This window comes from Mycolicibacterium rhodesiae (assembly GCF_002086695.1).
Lineage (GTDB): Bacteria > Actinomycetota > Actinomycetes > Mycobacteriales > Mycobacteriaceae > Mycobacterium > Mycobacterium rhodesiae.
In genome coordinates this window covers 99,132-121,218 of sequence record NZ_MVIH01000012.1, presented here as the reverse complement: position 1 = coordinate 121,218, position 22,087 = coordinate 99,132, and the positions used below count along the sequence as shown (strand labels likewise).

General features: G+C 66.1%; 22 protein-coding genes and 1 tRNA gene. 9 read left to right on the top strand and 14 right to left on the bottom strand.

Going from position 1 to position 22,087, the window contains the following annotated elements; all coding sequences use genetic code 11:
• The first annotated feature begins 192 nt into the window (after window positions 1–192).
• Complete coding sequence (locus BST42_RS21890) at window positions 193–468, top strand: hypothetical protein (RefSeq protein ID WP_207569554.1); 276 nt, start codon at window positions 193–195, stop codon at window positions 466–468.
• Window positions 469–481: 13 nt separating this feature from the next.
• On the opposite strand, the gene BST42_RS21885 is transcribed toward BST42_RS21890, so the two are convergent.
• The 3 genes from BST42_RS21885 to BST42_RS21875 form a co-directional block, all read right to left on the bottom strand.
• On the bottom strand, window positions 482–1,882 hold the full coding sequence (locus BST42_RS21885; protein ID WP_083121413.1) for a PE-PPE domain-containing protein: 1,401 nt from the start codon (window positions 1,880–1,882) through the stop codon (window positions 482–484).
• A 171-nt stretch (window positions 1,883–2,053) separates the two neighbouring features.
• On the bottom strand, window positions 2,054–2,713 hold the full coding sequence (locus tag BST42_RS21880) for a cupin domain-containing protein (protein ID WP_165760896.1): 660 nt from the start codon (window positions 2,711–2,713) through the stop codon (window positions 2,054–2,056).
• Between the two features lie 101 nt (window positions 2,714–2,814).
• Entirely contained in the window at window positions 2,815–3,957 is a 1,143-nt protein-coding gene (locus BST42_RS21875) for a zinc-binding dehydrogenase (protein ID WP_083121411.1), read from the bottom strand.
• A 179-nt stretch (window positions 3,958–4,136) separates the two neighbouring features.
• Between BST42_RS21875 and mbp1 the strand changes: the two genes are divergently transcribed.
• Window positions 4,137–4,367, top strand: coding sequence for a microaggregate-binding protein 1 (mbp1, locus tag BST42_RS21870; protein WP_083121410.1), 231 nt, complete (start codon window positions 4,137–4,139; stop codon window positions 4,365–4,367).
• Window positions 4,368–4,521: 154 nt separating this feature from the next.
• Window positions 4,522–4,677: a hypothetical protein gene (locus BST42_RS29160; RefSeq protein WP_110802276.1), complete on the top strand. Its 156-nt coding sequence runs from the start codon at window positions 4,522–4,524 to the stop codon at window positions 4,675–4,677.
• A 221-nt stretch (window positions 4,678–4,898) separates the two neighbouring features.
• On the opposite strand, the gene BST42_RS21865 is transcribed toward BST42_RS29160, so the two are convergent.
• The 4 genes from BST42_RS21865 to BST42_RS21850 all read right to left on the bottom strand — a co-directional run bounded on the left by BST42_RS21865 (window position 4,899) and on the right by BST42_RS21850 (window position 7,885).
• Complete coding sequence (locus tag BST42_RS21865; RefSeq protein ID WP_083121471.1) at window positions 4,899–5,288, bottom strand: MerR family transcriptional regulator; 390 nt, start codon at window positions 5,286–5,288, stop codon at window positions 4,899–4,901.
• A gap of 153 nt (window positions 5,289–5,441) precedes the next feature.
• Window positions 5,442–6,962, bottom strand: coding sequence for a SulP family inorganic anion transporter (locus tag BST42_RS21860; RefSeq protein WP_207569553.1), 1,521 nt, complete (start codon window positions 6,960–6,962; stop codon window positions 5,442–5,444).
• A 296-nt stretch (window positions 6,963–7,258) separates the two neighbouring features.
• Window positions 7,259–7,332, bottom strand: a tRNA-Ile gene (locus tag BST42_RS21855).
• A gap of 55 nt (window positions 7,333–7,387) precedes the next feature.
• A complete protein-coding gene (locus tag BST42_RS21850; protein WP_083121408.1) occupies window positions 7,388–7,885 on the bottom strand; it encodes a GAF domain-containing protein in 498 nt (165 codons plus the stop codon).
• A gap of 61 nt (window positions 7,886–7,946) precedes the next feature.
• Here BST42_RS21850 and BST42_RS21845 point away from each other — a divergent pair, with 61 nt between their 5' ends.
• Window positions 7,947–8,987: a threonine aldolase family protein gene (locus BST42_RS21845; protein ID WP_110918713.1), complete on the top strand. Its 1,041-nt coding sequence runs from the start codon at window positions 7,947–7,949 to the stop codon at window positions 8,985–8,987.
• On the opposite strand, the gene BST42_RS21840 is transcribed toward BST42_RS21845, so the two are convergent.
• From BST42_RS21840 to BST42_RS21830, 3 genes are read right to left on the bottom strand one after another with little or no spacing between them, the layout of a single operon-like run.
• Window positions 8,969–9,811, bottom strand: coding sequence for a carboxymuconolactone decarboxylase family protein (locus tag BST42_RS21840; protein WP_083121407.1), 843 nt, complete (start codon window positions 9,809–9,811; stop codon window positions 8,969–8,971). The genes BST42_RS21845 and BST42_RS21840 overlap by 19 nt on opposite strands.
• A gap of 7 nt (window positions 9,812–9,818) precedes the next feature.
• Window positions 9,819–11,180 (bottom strand): metallopeptidase TldD-related protein, encoded by a 1,362-nt coding sequence (locus BST42_RS21835; RefSeq protein ID WP_083121406.1) that lies wholly within the window; start codon window positions 11,178–11,180, stop codon window positions 9,819–9,821.
• A complete protein-coding gene (locus BST42_RS21830) occupies window positions 11,177–12,694 on the bottom strand; it encodes a TldD/PmbA family protein (RefSeq protein ID WP_083121405.1) in 1,518 nt (505 codons plus the stop codon). The genes BST42_RS21835 and BST42_RS21830 overlap by 4 nt, the downstream gene beginning before the upstream one ends.
• A gap of 18 nt (window positions 12,695–12,712) precedes the next feature.
• Here BST42_RS21830 and BST42_RS21825 point away from each other — a divergent pair, with 18 nt between their 5' ends.
• The 3 genes from BST42_RS21825 to BST42_RS21815 are packed head-to-tail and all read left to right on the top strand — an operon-like array spanning window position 12,713 to window position 15,652.
• Window positions 12,713–13,582 carry a carbohydrate ABC transporter permease gene (locus BST42_RS21825; protein ID WP_083121469.1) on the top strand — a complete coding sequence of 290 codons (870 nt, stop codon included), beginning with the start codon at window positions 12,713–12,715 and terminating at the stop codon, window positions 13,580–13,582.
• A complete protein-coding gene (locus tag BST42_RS21820; protein ID WP_083121404.1) occupies window positions 13,569–14,381 on the top strand; it encodes a carbohydrate ABC transporter permease in 813 nt (270 codons plus the stop codon). The genes BST42_RS21825 and BST42_RS21820 overlap by 14 nt, the downstream gene beginning before the upstream one ends.
• A complete protein-coding gene (locus BST42_RS21815) occupies window positions 14,378–15,652 on the top strand; it encodes an ABC transporter substrate-binding protein (protein WP_083121403.1) in 1,275 nt (424 codons plus the stop codon). Before BST42_RS21820 ends, BST42_RS21815 begins: the two co-directional genes overlap by 4 nt.
• Here BST42_RS21815 and BST42_RS21810 read toward each other — a convergent pair.
• Window positions 15,649–16,476 carry a CbiQ family ECF transporter T component gene (locus BST42_RS21810; RefSeq protein ID WP_110918721.1) on the bottom strand — a complete coding sequence of 276 codons (828 nt, stop codon included), beginning with the start codon at window positions 16,474–16,476 and terminating at the stop codon, window positions 15,649–15,651. The two genes, BST42_RS21815 and BST42_RS21810, sit on opposite strands and share 4 nt — an antisense overlap.
• The gene (locus BST42_RS21805; RefSeq protein WP_083121468.1) at window positions 16,470–18,533 is read right to left on the bottom strand and encodes a DUF2232 domain-containing protein; all 2,064 of its coding nucleotides are present in this window, start codon (window positions 18,531–18,533) and stop codon (window positions 16,470–16,472) included. Before BST42_RS21805 ends, BST42_RS21810 begins: the two co-directional genes overlap by 7 nt.
• 136 nt (window positions 18,534–18,669) lie before the next feature.
• Here BST42_RS21805 and BST42_RS21800 point away from each other — a divergent pair, with 136 nt between their 5' ends.
• Together BST42_RS21800 and BST42_RS21795 are read left to right on the top strand one after the other, a co-directional pair.
• Window positions 18,670–19,146, top strand: a complete 477-nt coding sequence (locus tag BST42_RS21800) for a MarR family winged helix-turn-helix transcriptional regulator (RefSeq protein WP_083121467.1) — start codon at window positions 18,670–18,672, stop codon at window positions 19,144–19,146.
• A 17-nt stretch (window positions 19,147–19,163) separates the two neighbouring features.
• Entirely contained in the window at window positions 19,164–20,375 is a 1,212-nt protein-coding gene (locus tag BST42_RS21795; RefSeq protein ID WP_083121401.1) for an MFS transporter, read from the top strand.
• Between the two features lie 27 nt (window positions 20,376–20,402).
• On the opposite strand, the gene BST42_RS21790 is transcribed toward BST42_RS21795, so the two are convergent.
• Together BST42_RS21790 and BST42_RS21785 are read right to left on the bottom strand one after the other, a co-directional pair.
• Window positions 20,403–21,290 (bottom strand): bestrophin family protein, encoded by an 888-nt coding sequence (locus BST42_RS21790; protein WP_083121400.1) that lies wholly within the window; start codon window positions 21,288–21,290, stop codon window positions 20,403–20,405.
• Between the two features lie 16 nt (window positions 21,291–21,306).
• Complete coding sequence (locus BST42_RS21785) at window positions 21,307–22,035, bottom strand: VIT1/CCC1 transporter family protein (protein WP_083121399.1); 729 nt, start codon at window positions 22,033–22,035, stop codon at window positions 21,307–21,309.
• Window positions 22,036–22,087: the final 52 nt, after the last annotated feature.

The window sequence follows — 22,087 nt, the reverse complement described above, 5'->3', positions numbered from 1 at the left end:
GTTTCAGGGTACAAAGAGAGCCTGCGCGAGCCGAGCGCATTCTGGCGGGGGCCACCTGCCACCACCCCACCATCGTGATGGAAGTCGTTGCCGCCTGGACGAAGTCCGCACGTTGGGTGGACCCACGCTCGTCGTCGGCTTGGCCCTCGTCGTCATCCCTGGAGTCGACAAGGAGACCTACCCGTGAAGAGCATGGTGTTCGCTGCCGCGGCGTTGATGACGATCGGAACCATTGCCGCCAACGGCAACACCGCCCCGACCGAAGCCGTTGCGCTGGCGGGGTTCAAGCAGAACACCGGAGACTGCGATCCGAACTATTCCGGCGCCTGCGTCCCGATCGCCCGTGACGTCGATTGCGCGGGCGGCAGCGGAAACGGCCCCGCCTATGTGTCCGGTCCGGTGTACGTGATCGGCAAGGACATTTACGATCTCGACCGCGACGGGGACGGCATCGGCTGCCAGTCCTGACCGGAGATACCTGTCAATCCTCGACGCCTGGTCTTAGCCGCGCATCCCGTCGGTGGTGGGCGGTATTCGATCCATTCACCCGTGCCGCACCGTGCGTCAGGTGGCTCCCCGAGCGGTTGGGAGATCGACGGTCTCCCAGCCGATCCGGCTGGTGGCCACGATCACGTGGCGACACTGCTAGCTTCGGATTCTGTTGTTTACGAATGGATTCAACCGGTGCCGGCGTGTACGGCGTCGGCGGACCGTAGGGATCGACCGCGCCGGCGTACACCGGCGGGCCGCCGACCCCGAAGACACCTTGAGGCGTGGTGTGGAACGGCCTGTTCGCCGGGTCGCCGGTGATCATGGCGATTCCGTTGTCCCATCCGGTCGGTATCGCCGTCATGAAGTCGATGGTCGTCTTGATCAGATTTGGGCTGTAGAGATAGTTGGCCGGGGTCGGACGGCCTGGATTGATCGTGCGGTCGTAGCCTGCTTCGACCAGGACCCGTAGCGGTGGATCGAGTGTGGCCGCTATCGGCGGGCCGATGATCGGAATCTGCTCCAACGGCATCAATAGTGGAAGGGTCTGGGCGGGAATCAGATAGTAGGTCGTGTCCTGATGCTGGCCCTGGAGTTCAACGGCAGTCGCGGCGAAATAGGCGGTTTCGGGATGGAAGTACAGAAAGCCGAGTGCGACGTTGAGGTCGGCCACCACGTTGAGCGGGTTGGTCGGAAAATCTGATACCGGATCGTATTGCCGCGCAACGTCGACGGTTGTCAGTGGCGTGGGTTGCGGCGAATTGGTGGTCATCGCACCGTCGAACGTCACGCCGAAAACCGGTAGATAAGCGCCGACGAAGCGTTCGAGGATTCCGCCGTTGGGCCGGTTCGGATCGGAGGTGACGACGAAGCCGACGGTGGCGGCGGCCAGCGGATGCGCGATCAGATCGTATTTCTCTTTGGCGGCGACAGTCGCACTCTGCGAATATCCGTACACCACATAGGAAGTGTCGATCACGGTGCGCGGGCTGGTCGTGGTGAACGGCGGTTCCGTTACGGTGCAGGACTTTCCGCGCACGCACGCATCGAGGTTGGCGAGTCCGATTGCGACCGACGAGTCGAATGGCATGGCGTGCAGGCCGGTAGCGATCGGGAATTCCTCGGGGGTGTAGACCGCAACTTCCGCGCATCCAACGCTTCCCCCAGTGCACAGTCCCGACGGCGCCACGTATACGGCATCCGCCTTGTCCACGTAGTTTGCGATGTACTGCGTTGTGTCCTGCGGGACGCTCAGCGGGTGACCGGTGCCACCCATGATCAGTGCTGTTGCGGCCCAAGCGATAGCGACCGAGTTCAGCGGCATCAACGCCATGAGGAGCACGCCGCCGAGAGCGATTACGGTGGTTGCGATAGGTCGGCTCGCCTTGCACATGGCGACCCCCTTAAGTACCACTCAGATCTGACCAGCGTCGTGCCCGATCGGCTATGGCCTTTGGTCACTACTGACGCGGACCAACGGCAACTCATGCTTGGCGACGCGCCGTAACACAACGCACAAAGGTCAGGGGCGCAATGCCCCTGACCTTCTGCGGTAGGTGCTGAGTTACTTCAGGTTGGGCAGGTTCTGCTGGATTGCCGCGACCTGAGCCTTGCCCACGGCCTCGACGAAGTCCTGCGGCACCGGGTTGAGGTCGCCCGGTGCGCTGCTGAAGATCGCCACCACGACGGTGCGCTCAACCGTGAACAGCAGTGCGGCCATCGCCGACTTGCCGTCCACCGAAGTGCCGATCGTGACGGTGGCATCCGGGGTGACCGCGGGCAGCGGCACCGGGGAGCCGGTCACCTGGCTGGGCACGCTGTTCGCGGCGCCGGTCAGACCGGTCGCGGCCTGGGAGGGGTCGTCACTGATGATCACCGAGATGTTGATCGCGTCTGTACCGGAGGTGTAGGTCTGCGAGACGTCCGGCGGCGGCGGGGTCAGCGTCGTCTTCGGGGCGTCCCCCGCCCACGGGGTGTTGCCCACCTGCGGGATGTCGGCCGGCTTCACCAGCAGCGTCGCGTAGTCCGGCGTACCGGCCGGCGTCGTGTCCTCAGCACTGGTCGTGGCCGCAGCGGTGGTGGTCGACGTCGTCGTGGATGTCGTGGTGCTCGTCGTCGAGGACGACGACTTCTCCTCATCCTTGCCGCAGCCGGCTACGACCAGTCCGAGCGCGACGGCGGCCGCCGTCACCCGGACGATTGCTCGCGTGCGTACAGGATCCATGACAGCGAACTCCCCTCCGGCCACACCCCGACGGAGGGCCAAAGGGCAGCCTAAACGAGCCATGCTGCCGGTCTGCGTTTATTTGACTTATTCGTTACGAATCAGCCGTTGTGCGGCGTCACCAGGAACTTCTCGCCCGTCGCCCGCTTGACGTATTCGTTGAACGCGTCGGGCTTCAGCATGCCGGCGAGTGACACCTCGCGGGTGTAGTTGCTGGCGAATGTCGTGGTGAGTTCCGCGGCCACGCGGGCGCGCAACCGGCTGATCGTCTCGGCGCCGGCGGTCTTGAGGAACGGGGTCAGCAGCCAACCGCCGATCCCCCAGGACATCCCGAAGTTCCGGGTCAGCACGGTCGGGCTGGTGTCGAGCGCGCCGTAGATATAGACCTGCTTGTGGACATCCGATCCATAGCGCGAGTACTCCCCCGCTTTCGCGCTGGCCGCCACCTCCATGGCGTTGAGGATGTCACTCGCCAAGGTGCCACCGCCGGTGGCGTCGAATGCCAGAGTCGCCGACGTCGCCTTGAGTGCCTCCACCAGATCGGCGACGAACGACGGCGATGTCGAGTTCAGGACGTACTCGGCGCCGAGCGAGGTGAGCAGTTGTTCCTGCTCGGGCTTGCGGACGATATTGACCAGCGGAATGCCGTCCTTGGCGCAGATCTTGACCAGCATCTGCCCGAGATTCGATGCGGCCGCGGTGTGCACCAAGGCCGAATGTCCTTCGCGGCGCATGGTTTCCGTCATGCCGAGCGCCGTGAGCGGATTGACGAATGACGATGCCCCGTCGCGAGCCGTGGCTCCGTCGGGCAGGACCAGACACATCGGTGCGTCGACTACTCGGTATTGGGAGTACATCGCGCCGGCTGCGATCCCGACGGTTTTACCGATGAGGGCTTGGGCCGCTTCGGATGGCCCGGCGGCCACCACGGTGCCCGCACCTTCATTGCCCACCGGGAGGGACTTGTCGAGTCGCGCGGCGAGGCCGGCAAGGGAACGCTCCGGAATGGATGCGGTGACGACGGGACGTTCCGGCGTGCCCGCGACCGTCGCGGTGCTCATATCCGCGGTCGCGACCAGCAGGCCAAGGTCCGACGGGTTGATCGGTGATGCCTCGACCCGCACCAGCACCTGGTTGTCACCCGGCGTCGGAACGTCGACCTCGTGCAACGAGAGTTCGAGTTTGCCGTCGGACGTCACCAGCGAACGCAACTCGAGAGCCTTGTCGGGCAGATTTTCGACCATTGGGGGTGCCTCGTTTCTGACGATCGACGGTACAGATCATAGGAACGTCCAACGCCGGCCGGAACGTTCCGCTGATTCACACTTACGGCGGTGCGCGGCGTCACAGAAGTCGACGATTGAACCTTCGCTGATGGCGGGTATATAGCGCTGTACACCTGACCTGAACGGAAGGAACACTCATGGGCGACAGCGGACCCGAAGAAGCCGTCAAAGGCATCGTCGAAGACGTCAAGGGCAAGGCCAAGGAAGTCATCGGCATCGTCGCCGACAAGGACGACCTGCGGGAAGAAGGCCGCGCACAGCAGGACAAGGCTGACGCTGCCCGCGATGTAGCGAAGAAAGAGGCCGAAGCCGAAGCTGCTCGCACCGCGGAGCAGGCCGCCGAGGCTCGCCAGAAGGCCGCCGAATAATTCAGCTGTTGCGCGGGGATGCGTTGCGCCGCCGAGGTTTGCCGCACGACGCATCCCCAACTGCTGTTTGGGCGCCCGGTTTGAAAATGACAGATCCGGCAATTCCCTAGGCGCAGTACGACATCGCTACACACGCTCTACGAACGGATGAAACATGATTGTCCTCGGCATCATCCTGCTCTTGATCGGCTACTTCACCAGCCTGTCAATCCTCTACACCATCGGTGGCATCCTCGTCGTGGTCGGCGTTGTGCTGTGGATCCTCGGAGCAGTGGGGCGCCCGGTGGGTGGCCGGAAAGTCTGGTTCTAGCGCCGCGTCGCGGCGCGTGAGTGCCGCCGGGTCGCCCGGGGGCATTGATCGACTTCCGATGTCCCGAGACTCCGTGTACGCGGTGTCTCGGGACATCGTTTGCGTGTGGGACCTGCTTCAGTAGGGCGGGCGGGGCTCGAACCCGCGACCACTATTGCAGCGCAACGGGTTTGAGGAGCTCGGCTGCGTGAGCAGCGTCAAGATCTTCAGCTCGAACGGGCCTAGCCTTGGCCGGTAAGTTCGGCCGCGCCGTCGGAGAGCAGGTCGCTCAGCTCCTCTGCGTAGGCGAGGTGTTTTCTCAACTTTGCGACGCTCTGTTCGGCCTTGGAACGGCACCCTCGGAGAATGCCGGCTGCGGTCGCACGCTGTTCCTGCGACGTTGCGTCGCTGTTGAGGATGTCGAGCGAGTCGAGTAGGTCCTTCATTTCGGCGAGGGTGAACCCCAGCGGCTTCATGCGCCGAATTACCAGCAAGCGCTCGACATCGGCATCGGTGTAGAGGCGGAAGCCACCTGTCGAGCGAGCCGATGGTGTCACCAGGCCGACCTCGTCGTAGTGACGAACTGTGGTGATGGACAACTCGGTGCGGGCAGCGACTTGCCCGATCTGCATCTGCCCCTCGTCACCGTCGCGCACCTTGCCTCATCTCTATTCGCTCCCAGGCCGTTCCCACTCTAACGACGCTGCGACGGCCTTCAGCTTGCCGCGACACCGGACCTTTGGGGTAGAAGTCAGCTAGAGAGGCTGGCCGAGACCTGGATTCAATCAGTGTCCAGCGCCGAGCATCCCGGAGAGCCGATCATGCCGGTCGGCAGAATCGGTGTTGAGACCGATGATGTCGACGCGCTTGCCCTTGGCGTGATATTTCGTGGTCACCGCGTCCAACGCGGCGACGGTAGAGGCGTCCCAGATGTGTGAGTCCGACATGTCGATCACGACATTGTGCGGGTCATCGGTGTAGTTGAACTGGTAGACGAGGTCATTGCTCGAAGCAAAGAACAGTTCCCCTGTCACTCGGTAAGTGACTGTGTCGGGCTTGGATTCGACGTCGGGACCGTCAGGCGCACTGACCTTCTGCACGGTGACCAGATGCGCAACGCGGCGGGCGAAGAGGACCATCGCGGTCAGCGCGCCCACGATGACGCCGTAGGCGAGGTTGTTGGTTGCGACGGTGATGACCACGGTGGCGAGCATGACGAGGGTTTCGCTGCGTGGCATTCGGCGCAGCGTGGAGGGCGAGATGCTGTGCCAATCCATCGTGCCGACCGACACCATGATCATCACCGCGACCAGTGCGGCCATCGGGATCAGGCCGACGATGTCGCGGAGTCCGACGACCAGTCCCAGCAGGAACAGACCGGCCAGGAACGTCGAGATACGGGTGCGGGCACCGGCGACCTTGACGTTGATCATGGTTTGGCCGATCATCGCGCAACCACCCATGCCACCGAACAATCCGGTCACGATGTTGGCGACGCCCTGTCCCCAACTCTCGCGGGTTTTGTCGCTGTGGGTGTCGGTAATGTCATCGACCAATTTGGCCGTCAGTAGCGACTCCAACAGTCCCACCAAAGCCATCGCCAGCGCGTAAGGGGCGATGATCGACAGCGTGTTGAGGTTGAGGGGGACATGGGGGATGAACAATGTCGGCAGACTCGTTGGAAGCTCCCCTTCGTCTCCGACGTTGGGGATGTGGACCTTCAGGGCCAGTACGGCCGCGGTGAGGATCACGATGGCGATCAGCGGCGCGGGGATAGCTGTGGTCAGCCGTGGGAGGAACACCATGATCAACAGGCCGACCCCGACGAACGGGTAGACCAAGGCGGGCACACCGATCAGGTAGGGCATCTGGGATAGGAAGATCAGGATCGCCAGAGCGTTGACGAATCCCACCATCACACTGCGCGGGACGAAACGCATCAGCCGAGCGACGCCGAGCAGGCTAAGCACGATCTGCAACACACCACCCAGCAAAACCGTGACGATGAGGTAATCGAGACCGTGCTCACGGACCAACGGCGCGATGACCAGTGCGATTGAACCAGTTGCCGCCGAGATCATTGCGGGACGACCCCCGGTGATCGCGATGGTCACCGCCATCGTGAAGGAGGCGAACAATCCGACGCGAGGGTCCACCCCCGCGATGATCGAGAACGAAATGGCCTCCGGGATGAGAGCGAGGGCCACTACCAATCCGGCAAGTGTTTCTACCTTGAGTCTCTTGGGTGAGCGCAGAGCAGCCATGACCGACGTGCTGGGATCGCCCGCCTCACGCACGTTAGACATAGGCGAAAGCTGTTGAGATGACACGGCATCCGTTCGATTGGGTACGCACCACCGTGCACACCAAGATGTTCTCTGTAAGCGGCAGTCGCGACAATGCGAACCGGCGGAACCCTGCACCGCCTTTTGGGGCGGGTCACTCAGGCAGCTGCCCCAAACGAACCATACTCTTACCTAAGGTGAGAGTAGAAATTTAGTGGTCGAAACCACGCCTGCGCTTGTCGAGTGCCATCGCGGGTGTGAAGGTTTGCCCGAAGCCACAACGTCAAGCACCAACCGAGCTCATACACCTGCTGAAGTAGGGCGGGCGGGGCTCGAACCCGCGACCAATGGATTATGAGTCCACGGCTCTAACCAACTGAGCTACCGCCCCCTGCTGCGGAACCTATCGTCGCATGTCCGCCAGACCTTGAGGCAGAAGGTCAGCCTCAGCCCAGGGCGGTGCCGTCGTTCCGCAGCACCGCTTCGACGTCACCGCGGAACGCCGAAAGCTGCTCGCGCTCCTCGTCGGTGTATTCGCGTGCCGAGTCGTCGAGCACGCACACCGTGCCCACCACGGTTCCCGCCGCGTCGTGCACCGGCAGGCCCAGATAGTTGTGCAGGCCGAACTCCGTCTCGTCCTCGTTGCCGGCGAACGTCGCATCCGCGCGTGAATCCCGCACGAACAGCGGGCTGTCGGCGTCGACCACCTTCTCGCAGTACAGCGGCACCCGGGACCCGTCGCCGAGGGCTTTCTTGCCGGCCGCCCCCACCGCGTAGTGCTTGGTGGCCTCACCGGCAGTCGCCGCGACCACCATCGAATCGGCGTCGGAGCGCATCACCAAAACCGACTTCACCCCGAGGAGCTCGGCGATCTTCTCGAGCTGGCCGGCCAGCGGTTTGAGGCCCGCGGTGGTGTCCGTCTTGTGGGGTTCGGCTTCAGACATCGCTCCAGTCTCCCGGCGCCCGAAGCAGGCGGCAACACTTTCGCTCACCGCGCGGTGCACGATGGTTACCGTGCCGATCCCCTCCAGCGCTTTCGCCTCCGACAACGCCGCTCCCGCACACCCCCGCGCTCTCGAGGCGCTCCACGCCGCCAATGACGGCGCTGTCATGTCCTACGGCGCTGACCTCATCACTCAACGCGCGGCCGAGCGCGTCCGCAGCACCTTCGACTCCCCCGGCGCCGATGTCCTGTTCGCCTTCACCGGAACCGGTGCGAACATCATCGCTCTCAGTGCCGCCGTGCGGCCCTGGCACGAAATCCTCTGCAGCGACGTCGCCCACAGCCTGCTCGACGAAGCCGGCGGTCCTGTCCGGGTTTCCGGCGCCAGCCTCGTCGCCCTGCCCAGCGATGACGGCCTGATCGACCCGGCTCTGCTGGACCGCCGCATCACCCGCCGCGGCGAGGTGCACCACTCCCAACCGCGCATCGTCACCATCACCCAATCCACCGAGAACGGCCGCGTCTGGCAGCCCGAGGCCATCACCGCGTTCGTCAACCACGCCCACAAGCTCGACCTGTTGGTCCACGTCGACGGTTCCCGAGTCGCCAACGCGATTGCGGCCCTTGAGGTCTCTCCCCTCGCTGCTGTCGGCGACGCCGACATCGTCACGGTGGGCGGCACCAAGAACGGCATGCTGTTCGGTGACGCGATCCTGGTGCGCCGCCCCGAACACTTCACCGGTATCGAGTTCGTCCAGAAGCAGATCGGCCACCTGGCCAGCAAACACCGTTATGTCGCAGCACAATTCGACGCCATGCTCACCGACGGCGTCTGGCTCGAGACGGCCGCACACGCGAACGCCATGGCACAAAAGCTCAGCTCAGGCTTGACCGCACTGGGCCTGCACCTGGCATCGGCCACCGACGCCAACGAAGTGTTCGTCGACCTGCCCGCCGACGCGCTGGCCGCAGTGCGACAACACTTCGCCGTACATGTCCCCGACCCCCACAAGCCCGCCGCCCGGTTCGTCTGTTCGTGGGCGACCACCGACGCCGACGTCGATGCCGCCCTGGCTGCACTCGCTCAGGCGAAGACGGTCTGACCGTCCTCGTCGATGAGGTAGCGCTCGGTGCCCTCTTCGACGCGGGCCTGATCGGCCTTCAACGACACCGCGATCTTGTTGCTGGCATTGCGCATCACGTCCAGCGTCAGCTCACGGGCCTGCTCCTGCGAGAAGTGCTCCCGCACACCGGAAGCCACCGCCGGACTGATCCGTGCCGGTGACCAGATCAGCGCGTCGGCATACCGCAGCGCCGCCTTGTGCGCATCGGTCAGCAGTTCGGACGCCTCGAAGTGCTCGATGTCGTCGTACATCGACTCGCTGCCGCCGGCGTCCAAAGCCTTGCTCTCCCGCAGTGATTTGCACAGCCGACAGTTGTGCGCGACAGCTCCGCGCAGCCGTACCACCTCGGTGGTGACCGGATCCAGCGACCGCAACCGCGCCACCCCGGGCAGCAGCTGGTTGAACAACACGTCACCGGCGTCGATGCCCGGATCCCACACCGGTGCCTCGGGCACCCAGCCGACCGGTAGCCCGAGCACCTCCAACCCGTTGCGCACCCGCGGCAGGAAGTCGGCGAAGAACATCTGGATGACCGCGGCGAAGCTCGCCGCACCGAGCGCACCCGTCAGCGCCTCCCGCTGACGGTCGGAGATCGCCGAGACGTCGACGCTGAACTGCTCGGCGAACTCGGCCACCACCTTCTCGTCGTCCAACTCAGGAGCGCTCACCGGCGTCTGCGCGGGCAGCGGAGTCAACGAAAGGGTGTCGCCACAGGTGGTGCGAATCAGCCCCACCAGACGCTGCAAGTCGGCCGGCGATTGCACCACCAACTGGGTCAGGACAGCATCGAGATCATCGGCCATCTGCCGATTATTGCGCTTGACTCACCGACGACATGTGGAAGTCGGGGATTCGCAGCGTCGGCATTACCGCCCGGGTCGCCCAGTCCCCCCATTCGCGGGGCAACGTCTGCTCGGGCACGCCCGCTTCGGTGGCGCGCCGCAGCAGATCCAGCGGGCTCTCGTTGAAGCGGAAATTGTTGACCGCGCCCGTGACTTCACCGTCTTCGATCAGGTACACCCCGTCGCGGGTCAACCCGGTCAGCAGCAGGGTGGTCGGATCGACGGTGCGGATGTACCACAGCGTGGTCAGCAGCAGCCCGCGCTCAGTGGCCGCCACCATGTCGGCCAAGTCGGCGCTGCCACCGGTCATCAGCAGGTTGTCTGCCGGTACCGCGACCGAGGTGCCGAACTCGGCGGCCGCGGCCCGAGGGTAGGCCAGCGCGTTGATGGCACCATCGCGGATCCAGTCGACCCGCCCGATGTCGAGCCCGTTGTCGAACACCGAGATCGTCTCCGAACCGCTGGTGGCCGCCACGAACGGCGCACACTCCAGTCCAGGGGCGAACGGATCGCAGTACATCGTCAGCGGCAGTTGGGTGAGCTTCTCCCCGACCCGGGTTCCGCCGCCGGGGGCCGACAACGCCGACCGGCCCTCCTCGGCGCCGCGACCGTCCATCGACCAGCCGAGGTAGATCATCATGTCGGCCACCGCGGACGGCGGCATCAAGGTCTCGTAGCGGCCGGCCGGCAGCTCGACGGTCCGATCGGCCCAGCCGAGGCGCATCGCCAGATCGTCGAGCAGCGTGTCGGTGGGCACCTCGGTGAACCACGGCGTGCTGATACCCGCCCACGCGCTGGCACCGTCGCGTTTGGCGTTGATCTCCACGGTCCCGGTCGGCTGGGTGAAGCGCCGCCGGATCCCGGTCGAGGTGGCCAGGAACGTCGTCTCGACGACGTGATGGGCGTAGCCGTACAACCTGTCGGTGCGGCCGAATCCGCCCGACAGCGATTCGGCGACGTCGGCGAACACCTCCGCGCCGGTCTCCGGAATCGACTCGTTCCAGTCGCCGGGAGTCCCGCTGCCGGTCAGCAGCGGCGCACTGTCGCGGGCCTCTGGAGCGGCGTGGGCGGCGTGCTCGGCGGCCGCCACCAACACCCCGATCGCGGCGGGGTTCACGTCACTGCTGCGGACCGCACCGGTGTGCGACGTATCGCCTTTGCGCACAATCGAAATCACGGTCGTCGACCGGGTGGTCGAGACACCGTTGGTGGTCATCGAATTCCCGGCCCACCGCAGCGACGCCTCGGCGCGATCGGTGACGATCACGATCGTCTCGTCGACGGTGGCGGCCTGCAATGCCAGTTCGACGACCTGCTGGGCGGGGATCAAGCGTGGCCCGCTTCCTCGCGTGTGTTGAGCACGTTCACCCCGCGGAACAACGCCGACGGGCAGCCGTGGCTGACAGCGGCCACCTGGCCGGGCTGGGCCTTGCCGCAATTGAACGCCCCGCCCAGTCGCCAGGTCTGCGGCCCGCCAACGGCTTCCATCGAATTCCAGAAATCGGTGGTGGTGGCCTGATACGCGACGTCGCGCAGCTGCCCGTCCAGCCGACCGTCGCGAATCCGGTAGAACCGCTGTCCGGTGAACTGGAAGTTGTAGCGCTGCATGTCAATCGACCAGGATTTGTCGCCGACGATGTAGATGCCGTTCTCGACGCGGGAGATCAGGTCGTCGGTGCTGAGGTCCTCGGTGCCCGGCTGCAGCGAGACGTTGGCCATCCGCTGGATCGGGACGTGATGCGGGGAGTCGGCATAGCTGCAGCCGTTCGACCGCGCGTGGCCCAGCCGCGGCGCGAACACCCGGTCCAGCTGGTAGCCCACAAAGATGCCGTCACGCACCAGATCCCAGCTTTGAGCGGCCACCCCCTCGTCGTCGTATCCGATTGTGGCCAAACCGTATTCGACGGTGCGGTCTGCGGTGACATTCATCACTGGGGACCCGTATCGCATGGTGTTCAGCTTGTCAGGGGTGGCGAAGGAAGTGCCTGCGTATGCGGCTTCGTAACCGATCGCCCGATCGTATTCGGTGGCGTGGCCGATGGATTCGTGAATGGTCAGCCACAGATTGGTGGGGTCGATCACCAGATCGGTCGGCCCAGCGACCACCGTCGGCGCCTTGGTCTTCTCGGCGAGCATGCTGGGCAGCTCAGCCAGTTCGGTACTCCAGTCCCATACCTCGTCGCCGGCCACCGCCTCCCAGCCGCGGGCGGTCGGCGGGGCCAGAGTGCGCATCGACTCGAAACTGCCGGCCGCCGCGTCGACGGCCACCGCGTCCAGCGCCGGCTGCAGCCGCACCCGCTGCTGGGTGATCGACGAGCCGAAGGTATCGGCGTAGAACGTCTGCTCCTTGACGGTCATCACCATCGCCGAGACGTGATCGACCCCGTCGGAGGCCATCAAGCGACCGGAGTACTCCCCCAGCAGGCCGATCTTGTCGGCGGTCGGCACGGTGAACGGGTCGATCCCGTAGGTCGACACCCACGTCACGTCGCTGTAGACCGGTTCGGCCGCCAACTCGATGCGCTCGGCGTTCAGCAGCGCCAGCGCGGTGGCGACCTGCACCGCGCGGCGCGCCGTGTCGGCGGCGACCTCGGGAGCCAGCTCGGCGTGCGAGGCGAACCCCCAGGTGCCGTCCACGATCACCCGGACTGCCAGGCCGATCTCGCGATCGGTGACCGCGCTCTGCAGCTCGCCGTCGCGCAGCTGCACCACCTCGCTGGTGATCGCATGGATCCGCAGATCCGCGTAGCTGGCGCCGGCGGCACGTGCCGCCGACAGGGCAGCGTCGGCGAGCGCATGGCGCGGCAGGGCCAGAAAGTCGGCGTCAACGTCACGGGGACTCACGTGCTCTACCGTAACGTGATGGCTCGGCGCGCACGTTCCGCCCTGTTGGGGTACGCGCTGCTCGGGCCGAGCCTGTTCGGGGTCGTCTGCTTCTTGCTACTGCCCATGCTGGTGGTGGTCTGGCTGAGCCTGCATCGGTGGGATCTGCTGGGCCCCATCCGCTATGTAGGACTGGACAATTGGCGTTCGGTGCTCTCCGACCCCGGCTTCGGTAACTCCCTGCTGGTGACGCTGGCGTTCATCGCGATCGTGGTTCCGGCGCAGATCCTTCTGGGTCTGTTCGCCGCGGCGCTGTTGTCCCGCGAGCTGCCGGGTAGCGGCGTGTTCCGCACCGTGTACGTGGTGCCGTGGGTGTGCTCGCCGCTGGCGGTCGCGGTGCTGTGGCATTGGATCCTGGCGCCGACCGACGGCGCGGTGAGCACGCTGTTGGCGCGCCGCGTGGAGTGGCTGACCGATCCCGGGCTGGCGTTGCCGGTGGTCTCCGCGGTGACGGTGTGGATGAACGTCGGCTACGTGACACTGTTCTTCCTGGCCGGGATCCTGGCGATTCCGCCGCAGATCCACGCCGCGGCCCGTCTCGACGGCGCGACGAGCTGGCAGCGGTTCTGGCACATCACGCTGCCGATGCTGCGCCCCACGCTGTTCTTCGTCTCGGTGACCGGCATCGTCAGCGCGGCGCAGGTGTTCGACACCGTGTACGCGCTGACCGGCGGTGGGCCCGCCGGGCGCACCGATCTGGTGGCGCACCGAATCTATGCCGAAGCGTTCGGCGCCGCCGCGATCGGGCGGGCAGCGGTGATGGCGCTGGTGCTGTTCGTCATCCTGGTCGGTGCGACGATCGTCCAGCACCTCTACTTCCGCCGGCGGATCAGCTATGACCTCACGTAACGCGCTGATCTACCTGGGTCTGCTGGCCGGTGCGCTGATCACCCTGGCCCCGTTCGGGCTGGGTTTGTTGACGTCGTTCACCTCGGCGCAGCAGTTCGCCACCGGCACTCCGCTGTCGCTGCCGAGTCCGCCGACGCTGGCCAACTACGCCGCGCTCGGTGACGCCGGATTCGGCCGGGCGCTGGCGGTGACAGCGCTGATGACGGCGATCATCACACTGGCGCAACTCACGTTCTCGGTCCTGGCGGGGTATGCGTTCGCCCGCCTGGAGTTCACCGGCCGCGACGCCATGTTCTGGATCTACATCGCGACGCTGATGGTCCCCGGCACGGTGACCGTGGTGCCGCTGTATCTGATGATGGCTGAGCTGGGCTTGCGGAACACGTTCTGGGCGTTGGTGTTGCCGTTCGTCTTCGGCTCCCCCTACGCGATATTCCTGCTGCGCGAGTACTTTCGCGGCATCCCCACCGACCTGGTCAACGCCGCCCGGCTGGACGGCGCCAACACCCTTGATGTGCTGGTGCACGTGGTGTTGCCGGCCAGCAAGCCGATCCTGGTGACATTGACCCTGATCACCGTTGTCAGTCAATGGAATTCGTTCATGTGGCCGCTGGTCATCACCAGCGGTGGCACCTGGCGGGTGCTGACCGTCGCGACCGCGGGTCTGCAGACCCAGTACAACGCACAGTGGACGCTGGTGATGGCAGCGACGACGGTGGCGATCGTCCCGCTGATCGCATTGTTCCTGGTGTTCGAGCGCCAGATCGTCCGCTCGATCGTCGTGACGGGACTGAAATGAGCTGGCCGCCACGGTTCTCCACCCGGATGCTGGCCGGGCTGATCGCGGTCGCGGTGGTACTGGTTTCTGCGGCCCTGGCGCTGGGCCGCACAAGCGAACCGTCGGGCACGACCGTGGTCACCGTGCGGGTGTGGGATCCGCAGGTGGCGGCCGCCTATGCCGAGTCGTTCACCGAGTTCAGCCGAACCCATCCGGGCATCGAGGTGCGCACAAACGTCGTCCCCTACGCCAGTTACTTCACCACCTTGCGCACCGACGTCGCAGGCGGCGGCGCCGATGACATCTTCTGGCTCAACAACGCGAACTTCGCCGAATACGCCTACAACCACCGGTTGATGTCGGTCGCGCCGAGCCCGCACTGGGACCCGTCGGTGATCGCGCAGTTCACCCGGGAGGGTTCGTTGTGGGGCGTGCCGCAACTGACCGACGCCGGAATCGCCCTGTACTACAACGCCGACCTGCTGGCCGCCGACGGCATCGACCCCGCCGCGTTGGACACGCTGCGCTGGGATCCCGACCCGAGCATCGACACCCTGCGGCCCATGCTGCAGCGCCTGACCCACGGCAAGCAGTGGGCGTACAACGCCGCCAACGACTTACAGGCCATCTACTTGAATTACATCGGCTCGGCGGGCGGGGTCTTCTCCGATGGGGACCGATTCGCCTTCGACAACCCGCAGGCCGCGACCGCGTTCCGCTACGTCGTCGGGCTGATCAACACCGACCGGGTCGCCCCGCCCGCATCCGACACCAACGACAACGGCGACTTCTCCCGCAACCAGTTTCTATCCGGACGGATGGCGCTGTTCCAGTCAGGCACCTACAACCTGGCACAGGTCGCCGAGCAGGCGAGGTTCCGCTGGGGCGTTGCGCTGCTGCCGGCCGGCCCGGCGGGCCGGGTCAGCGTGACCAACGGCATTGTCGCCGCTGGCAATCCGGCCAGCCGCCACCCCGACGCGGTGCGCGAGGTGCTGGCCTGGCTGGGCAGCGATCGCGGCAATTCCTACCTCGGCCGCCACGGCGCCGCCATCCCGGCAGTGCTGCCTGCCCGGCAGGTGTACTTCGACTACTGGTCGGCGAAAGGCGTCGATGTGACGCCGTTCTTCCGGGTGCTCGACGGGCCGCGGATCCCCGCACCCGGCGGCCCTGGCTTCGCGGCGGGATATCAGGCGATCAAGCCGCACTTCGACGAAATGTTCCTGGGCCGAACGCCGGTCGATGAGGCGTTGCCTGCGGCGGAGCGGGCCGCCAACGCCGCGGCCGCGCGTTAGATCCCGGCGAGCACCGTCACCTGCAGGCCGACGGACACCACACACACCAGCGCGCAGATCGCCAAGACCACCCAGTCGGCGCGCTTGGGCCCCGACGGCGCCGCCGAGATCGTGCCGGTCCCGCCGCGCGCGGTGATCGCATCACCCATCTCGTCAGCACGCCGAAGAGCCACCGTGACACCCGCCGACATCAGGTCGACCATCTCGATGGCCCACCGCCGGCGCCGAGCGCGGCGACTGGTCAGCACCGGACGCGGCCGCAGCCGTCGCGCGGCGTACAGCAACCGGAACTCGTCGAGCAACATGGGAAAAGCCCGCAGGGACAAGGCAAGCGCCACCGCCCAGTCGTCAACCGGGATGCGAAAGAATTTCAGCGGCCTACCCAGCCGCGCCACCGCGGGCGCGATATCGGCGACGTTCGTCGTCCACGACACCATCATCCCCAGGGCCAGCAGCACGATCGCCACCACGGTGATGCGCACGAACTTCAGCAGCCCGCCGAGTTCGAAGGCGTGGGACGCCAGGTGCAGTACCGGCGTTCCACCACCCAGCGTCGCGGTCACGGCGCCGAGCAGCAGTAAGAACCACAGCCATTTGGGTACCGACGGGAGCACACCGCGCGGGATGCGGGCCATCCGGATCGCGGTGCCGATGAGGATCGCGACCAGAGCGATCGGCACCCAATCCGGATAGAACGCCAATAGTGCCGAGAAGCCGAGGACCACAACCAGTTTGGTGCCGGCCCACAGCTCGTGGATCGGTGACGTGCCCGGCACCGGACGCAGCAGCACCACCGGGCGGGGCTGACGGGCGGTCGTCACGATACTTCCTCCGCGGTCGGCGCGGTGGTGAGCACACCGTCGCGCAGATGCAGGGTGCGCGGGCACAGCTCCTCGAGCCCGACGAAATCGTGCGAGATCACCACGACGGTCAGTCCGCTGTTGCGGCGCAGATCGCTCAGCAGCCGCAGCAATCCACGCTGGCTGGCCGCGTCGAGACCGGCCAACGGCTCATCGAGAATCAGAGCCTGCGGCGAGCGGGCCAGCAGGCCGGCGATCACCACCCGGCGCATCTGTCCGCCGGAGAGCTGGTCGATGCGACGCCCGGCCAGCGAGGCGTCCAGGCCGACCTTGGCCAGCGCGGCGCGCACCCTGGCAGTGTCGTGGACTGAAAAGCCGGCCGCGGACGCAACTTCCAGATCCACTCGACTGCGCATCAGCTGCAGCCGGGCGGCCTGGAAAGCGATGGCCACCTCGCCGACGCACTCCGGGGCGGGGCGCCCGCGCACCAGGCACGCGCCGGACGTCGGCGTGGTCAGGCCCGCCATGATCCAGGCGAGGGTCGACTTGCCGGAACCGTTGCCACCGTGGATGAGAAGGCCGTCGCCCTCGTGGACGGTGAAGTTGACATCGGTCAGCGCGGGCTTGGCCCACGGTGTGCCCGCGGCGTATTCGTGGCTGACATGTTCGAGTTGCAACACCGGTTCGGCGGCGCGCGGCGCAGCACTGACCGTCGCCGTTGGCGCGGCGGTGGTTTCGACCATGTCGGTGTTGTCCAGCGACTCGGTGAGATTGACGATCCGGTCGGCAGTGTCGGCTTCGTTGTTGTAGTGGGTGATCGCCACCAGCGCCATCCGGTGGCGTTCGGTCAGGCCGGACAGCACGCTCAGCAATGCTTCGCGACCGCGCTGATCCACCATGCTGGTGACCTCGTCGGCGATCAGCATCGACGGCGTGCGGGCCAGCGCGGCGGCGACCGCAAGCCGCTGCAGCTCACCGCCGGACAATCCGCCGGTGTCCCGCTCTTCCATGCCCGCCAGGCCGACTTCGTCGAGCAGCGCCGCGATATCCGTGTGCGTCCCCGGCGGCAGGCCGAACACCACGTCGTCGGCGACTCGCGTTCCCAGGACCTGACTTTCGGGGTGCTGCAAGATCACGGCGGTGCCCCCCGGCTTACCCAGCCCGATCGCGCCCGGCCGCTCGATCGTGCCGGAGGTGGGGTTCCGCCCGGCCAGCAGCAGCATCAGCGTGGTCTTGCCGGAGCCGTTGGCGCCGGTGATCGCCACGTGCTCGCCGACGTCGACCGACAAGCTCACGGGGCGCAGCGCGTCCCGCGCAGCGTTGGGATACCGGAACCCGGCGTCGATCAGACGGACCGGAACCGGTGCGACCGGACCGGACTCGTCGGGCGGCTCGAGCTTGTGCACATCGGGAATGCCGCGCAAGCGGTCCAACACCCGCGACAGCGCCCACCACCCGACCAGTGTGACGACCATGATCGAGAACATCGCGTAGACCATCAACAGCGCCGGCCAGTACTCCAGGGCGACGCCGAACATGTGCCGCGCATCCTCGGCGGCAGGCCGGAACGGCTCGAAGCGCGACATCACCGAGACCACACCGTCGAAGTTGGCGGTCATCGCCGAGAACGTCAGCGTGCGCAGCCGAACCAGCACGGTCAACGCGGCGATGATGAAGAGACCGAACACCACACCGGCCACCAGGCCCACCGCGATGACGGTCGGGGTGCCGCGTCCGCGGCGCTTCATGATGCCGGCCAGCCCACCGACGTAGGCGCAGTTGACCACCACCATGAGCCCGCTGATACCGGCGATGAGGAAGGCCACGACGCTCGCCGCAACCGTCGACGCGAGCAACACCCGCAGGCGGTAGCGGTAACCGAGCAGTCCCATCGGCACGGTGGTGAGAAGCGAGAGTCCACCGGCAAAGGGCACGACGACGGAAATGATCGCCATCGCGGCGGCCAGCGCGGCCATCACCGAGGCTTGGGCCATCTCGACGGGAGACAGCGAGCCGGTTCGACGGCGATCGAGCGACGGTCGGGAGGGCTGCGCAGGCGCCTCCGGTCTCGTCGCGGTCATCACCTGATTCTGCCAGCCGCGGCGGGCTGCTCGGGGGTTCGGCCTGCCGCGGCCAGGGCCACCTGTGGGAAAGCTGTGAGAAATGACACCAGGCAGCTGGGCGACAACATAGTATTTCTATGTAAATATGGTCGGTATGAGTCCGACGCCTACCCAAGAGCGCCCCGGCGCGGCTTCCACGTCGCACCCGGGCTTGGGTTCTGAGCTGCTCACCGTCGTCGCGCGGCTCAACCGGCTGGCCACCCAGCGGATCCGGCTGCCGCTGCCGTGGGCGCAAGCCCGGCTGCTCAGCACAATCGACGACCAGGGCGAGGCCCGCATCTCCGATCTGGCCGAACTCGACCACTGCTCGCAGCCGACGATGACCACGCAGGTACGGCGTCTCGAAGACGCCGGCCTGGTGGCCCGCACCCCCGACCCCGACGATGCGCGTGCAGTCCGCATCCGCATCACCCCCGAGGGCAAGACGATGCTGGCCCAGGTCCGCGCCGACCGCGCCGCGGTGATCGATCCGCGCATCGAGCGACTCTCGAACGAGGACCGCGAAATTCTGTCGACCGCCGTCGGAGCATTGCATCGCCTGCTCGGCGACCTCGACACGTCACCGAAGTAGTTAGGAGTGAGCCACTCATGTGGCGTCAACCCAAGGCCGTCTGGGCCGTTGCGTTCGCATCCGTCGTCGCGTTCATGGGCATCGGGCTCGTCGATCCGATCCTGAAACCGATCGCCGACAATCTCAACGCCACACCGTCGCAGGTGTCGCTGCTGTTCACCAGCTACATGGCCGTCATGGGTGTGGCCATGCTGGTCACCGGTGTGGTGTCGAGCCGCATCGGCCCGAAGCGCACGCTGCTGCTCGGCCTGGTGGTCATCATCGCCGGCGCCGGGCTCGCCGGGATGAGCGACACCGTCATGGGCATCGTCGGCTGGCGCGCGCTCTGGGGGCTGGGCAATGCGCTGTTCATCGCGACCGCACTGGCCACCATTGTCAACTCCGCACGCGGCTCGGTGGCCCAGGCGATCATCCTCTACGAAGCCGCGCTGGGGCTCGGCATCGCGGTCGGCCCGCTGGTCGGTGGAGTGCTGGGTGGAATTTCTTGGCGTGGACCATTTTTCGGCGTGTCAGCGCTGATGGCCATCGCCCTGGTGGTGACGGCGGTGCTGCTGCCCGAGACACCGCGCCCTCAGCGGATGACGACGCTGGCCGACCCGTTCCGCGCGCTGCGTCACCGGGGCCTGCTCGGTGTCGCGGTGACCGCGCTGCTCTACAACTTCGGCTTCTTCACGCTGCTGGCGTTCACGCCGTTCCCCCTCGACATGAACGCCCACGAGATCGGGCTGATCTTCTTCGGCTGGGGTCTGTGCCTGGCTTTCACCTCGGTGGTGGTGGCGCCCCGGTTGCAGCACCGCTTCGGTACCGTCCGGGGGCTGCTGCTGAATCTGTTGTGTTTCTCGGCGCTTCTGGTGGTGATGGCCGTCGGTACCGACAACAAGACCATCCTGGCCACCTGTGTGGTCATCGCCGGCCTGTTCATCGGCATCAACAACACGCTGATCACCGAAACCGTCATGAAGGCCGCACCGGTCGAACGCGGCGTCGCCTCGGCGGCCTACAGCTTCATGCGCTTCGGCGGCGCCGCCGTCGCACCATGGCTGGCCGGTGTCCTCGGCGAGCGGATCAGCGTGCACCTGCCGTTCTGGGTCGGCGCCGGTGCGGTGCTGCTCGGCGCCGGAGTGCTGGCGCTGACCGCCCGCCACCTGAGTGGGATTGACACAGAAGAGGACGGCGTCGAGGAGATGACCGAGCAGGCAACCGCGGTGACCATCGGCAGCGACAGCTGAACTGTTGGCGCTCAACGCCGTGCGTGCTCACATCCAGATGGTGGCCTTCGCGCTTTCCCGTGGCTGAGCCAGCGGATGGTTCCTGCCCAACAGGTCGCCGGTGATGACGCCACAGAACCGGTACATCGCGATGTCGAAGACTCCGTTCTGCATGGGCTGCTCGATGAAGTGCCCGAGGCGCTCGGCGCCGATGAAAACCGCCATCAACAACAGCCCGATGATCACCCCGGCATAGGGATGTGAGGATCCGTCGAGCCTGCTGAACGCCATGATCGCGAAGAACCAGGCCAGCCCGCGGACGAAGACCTCGTACTGCAGCGGAATCGGTTCGTTTCGGATACGTTCCAGCCCGCTTTGGGCGGTCACCAGTGCGGTGTTGACACTCATCAGCATGACGCGAGCCTGGTTGTCGATATGTCCGCTCGCTGAAAGGGTTTGGATGTCGACCGCCTGGCGCGTCAGCAACTCGGTGGCACCGATGTCGGTGGGATCTTCCGGCGTGAGATCGGCGACGCCCGGCAGGGCGGGAATCTTGCGGAGGTCGGCGGCGAGCTGCCAGGCATAGCGCACCTGGCGGCGACGCATCCGGCTCAGGACATCCGCCATTTCCGGGGATCCGGAGTCCACCGAACACAGCGTGTTGTCGGTGGCACGGGAGTTGATGATGACGTTGCCCCACAGCGTTCGGGCCTCCCACCACCGGTTGTAGGCGGTGGTGTTACGGAAGCCGATGAACACCGAAGCGCCGATACCCAACACCGACAACACCGCCGAGGCGTAGTCGATCTGGGTGGGGTCGGGAATGGGGATCAGGATCCCGGCCACCACGATGATCGCAAGCAGATCCCAGCGCATCTGCCACCACACGAGACCCGACACCTTCAGCGGGCCGAGCTTCCCGACGCTACGAATCACCGCGTCAGCGTATTGCTCACAAGGCCGCGTCGACGAGATTTCCGACCGCGTAGGTGGCCGCGATCGCGATGGCACCGAACGCCAACTGCCGACCGGCGCCGAGCCACATCGAGCCCTTGGTGAACTTCGCGGCCACTGCGCCGGCCACCAATAACCCAACTCCGCTGCACACCAGACCGAGCCACAGCTTCTCGGAACCGAACAGGTACGGCAGCAGCGGGACGATGGCGCCGAGTGCGAACATCACGAAGGACGAGACCGCGGCGATCACCGGGGACGGCTTCTCCCGCGGGTCGACGCCGAGCTCCTGCGACAGGTGGAAGTGCACAGCTTGGTCCTCGTCGCGATGGATTTCCTCGGTGGCCTGACGGGCGGTGGCCTCGGACATCCCCATGTCCATCAACATCGAGACGAGTTCGTCCCGTTCGGCGTGCGGATGCCGCTCGAACGAGCGCCGTTCGATGCGTACCTGGGAATCGATCTGCTCGTTGGCGGTCGTGACGGACGTATATTCGCCCAGCGCCATCGAGAATGCACCCGCGAGCAATCCGGCGACGCCGCTGAGCACCACGGTGTGCGCCCCGGCGCCGGCTGCGACACCGGCGATCAGCGCGCTGTTGGAGACCAATCCGTCCATCGCCCCGAAGGTCGCCGCACGCAGCCAGCCTCCGGTGACGTCGGGATGGGAGTGATCGATGTCGTGAGGCAGGTGTCCCGGAGCGGGGGTCCCCTCGGACGCGGCCATGTGCGCCATTGAACGCCAGCCCGTCGAGTCACTTTCACTGAGGTTGGCCTGT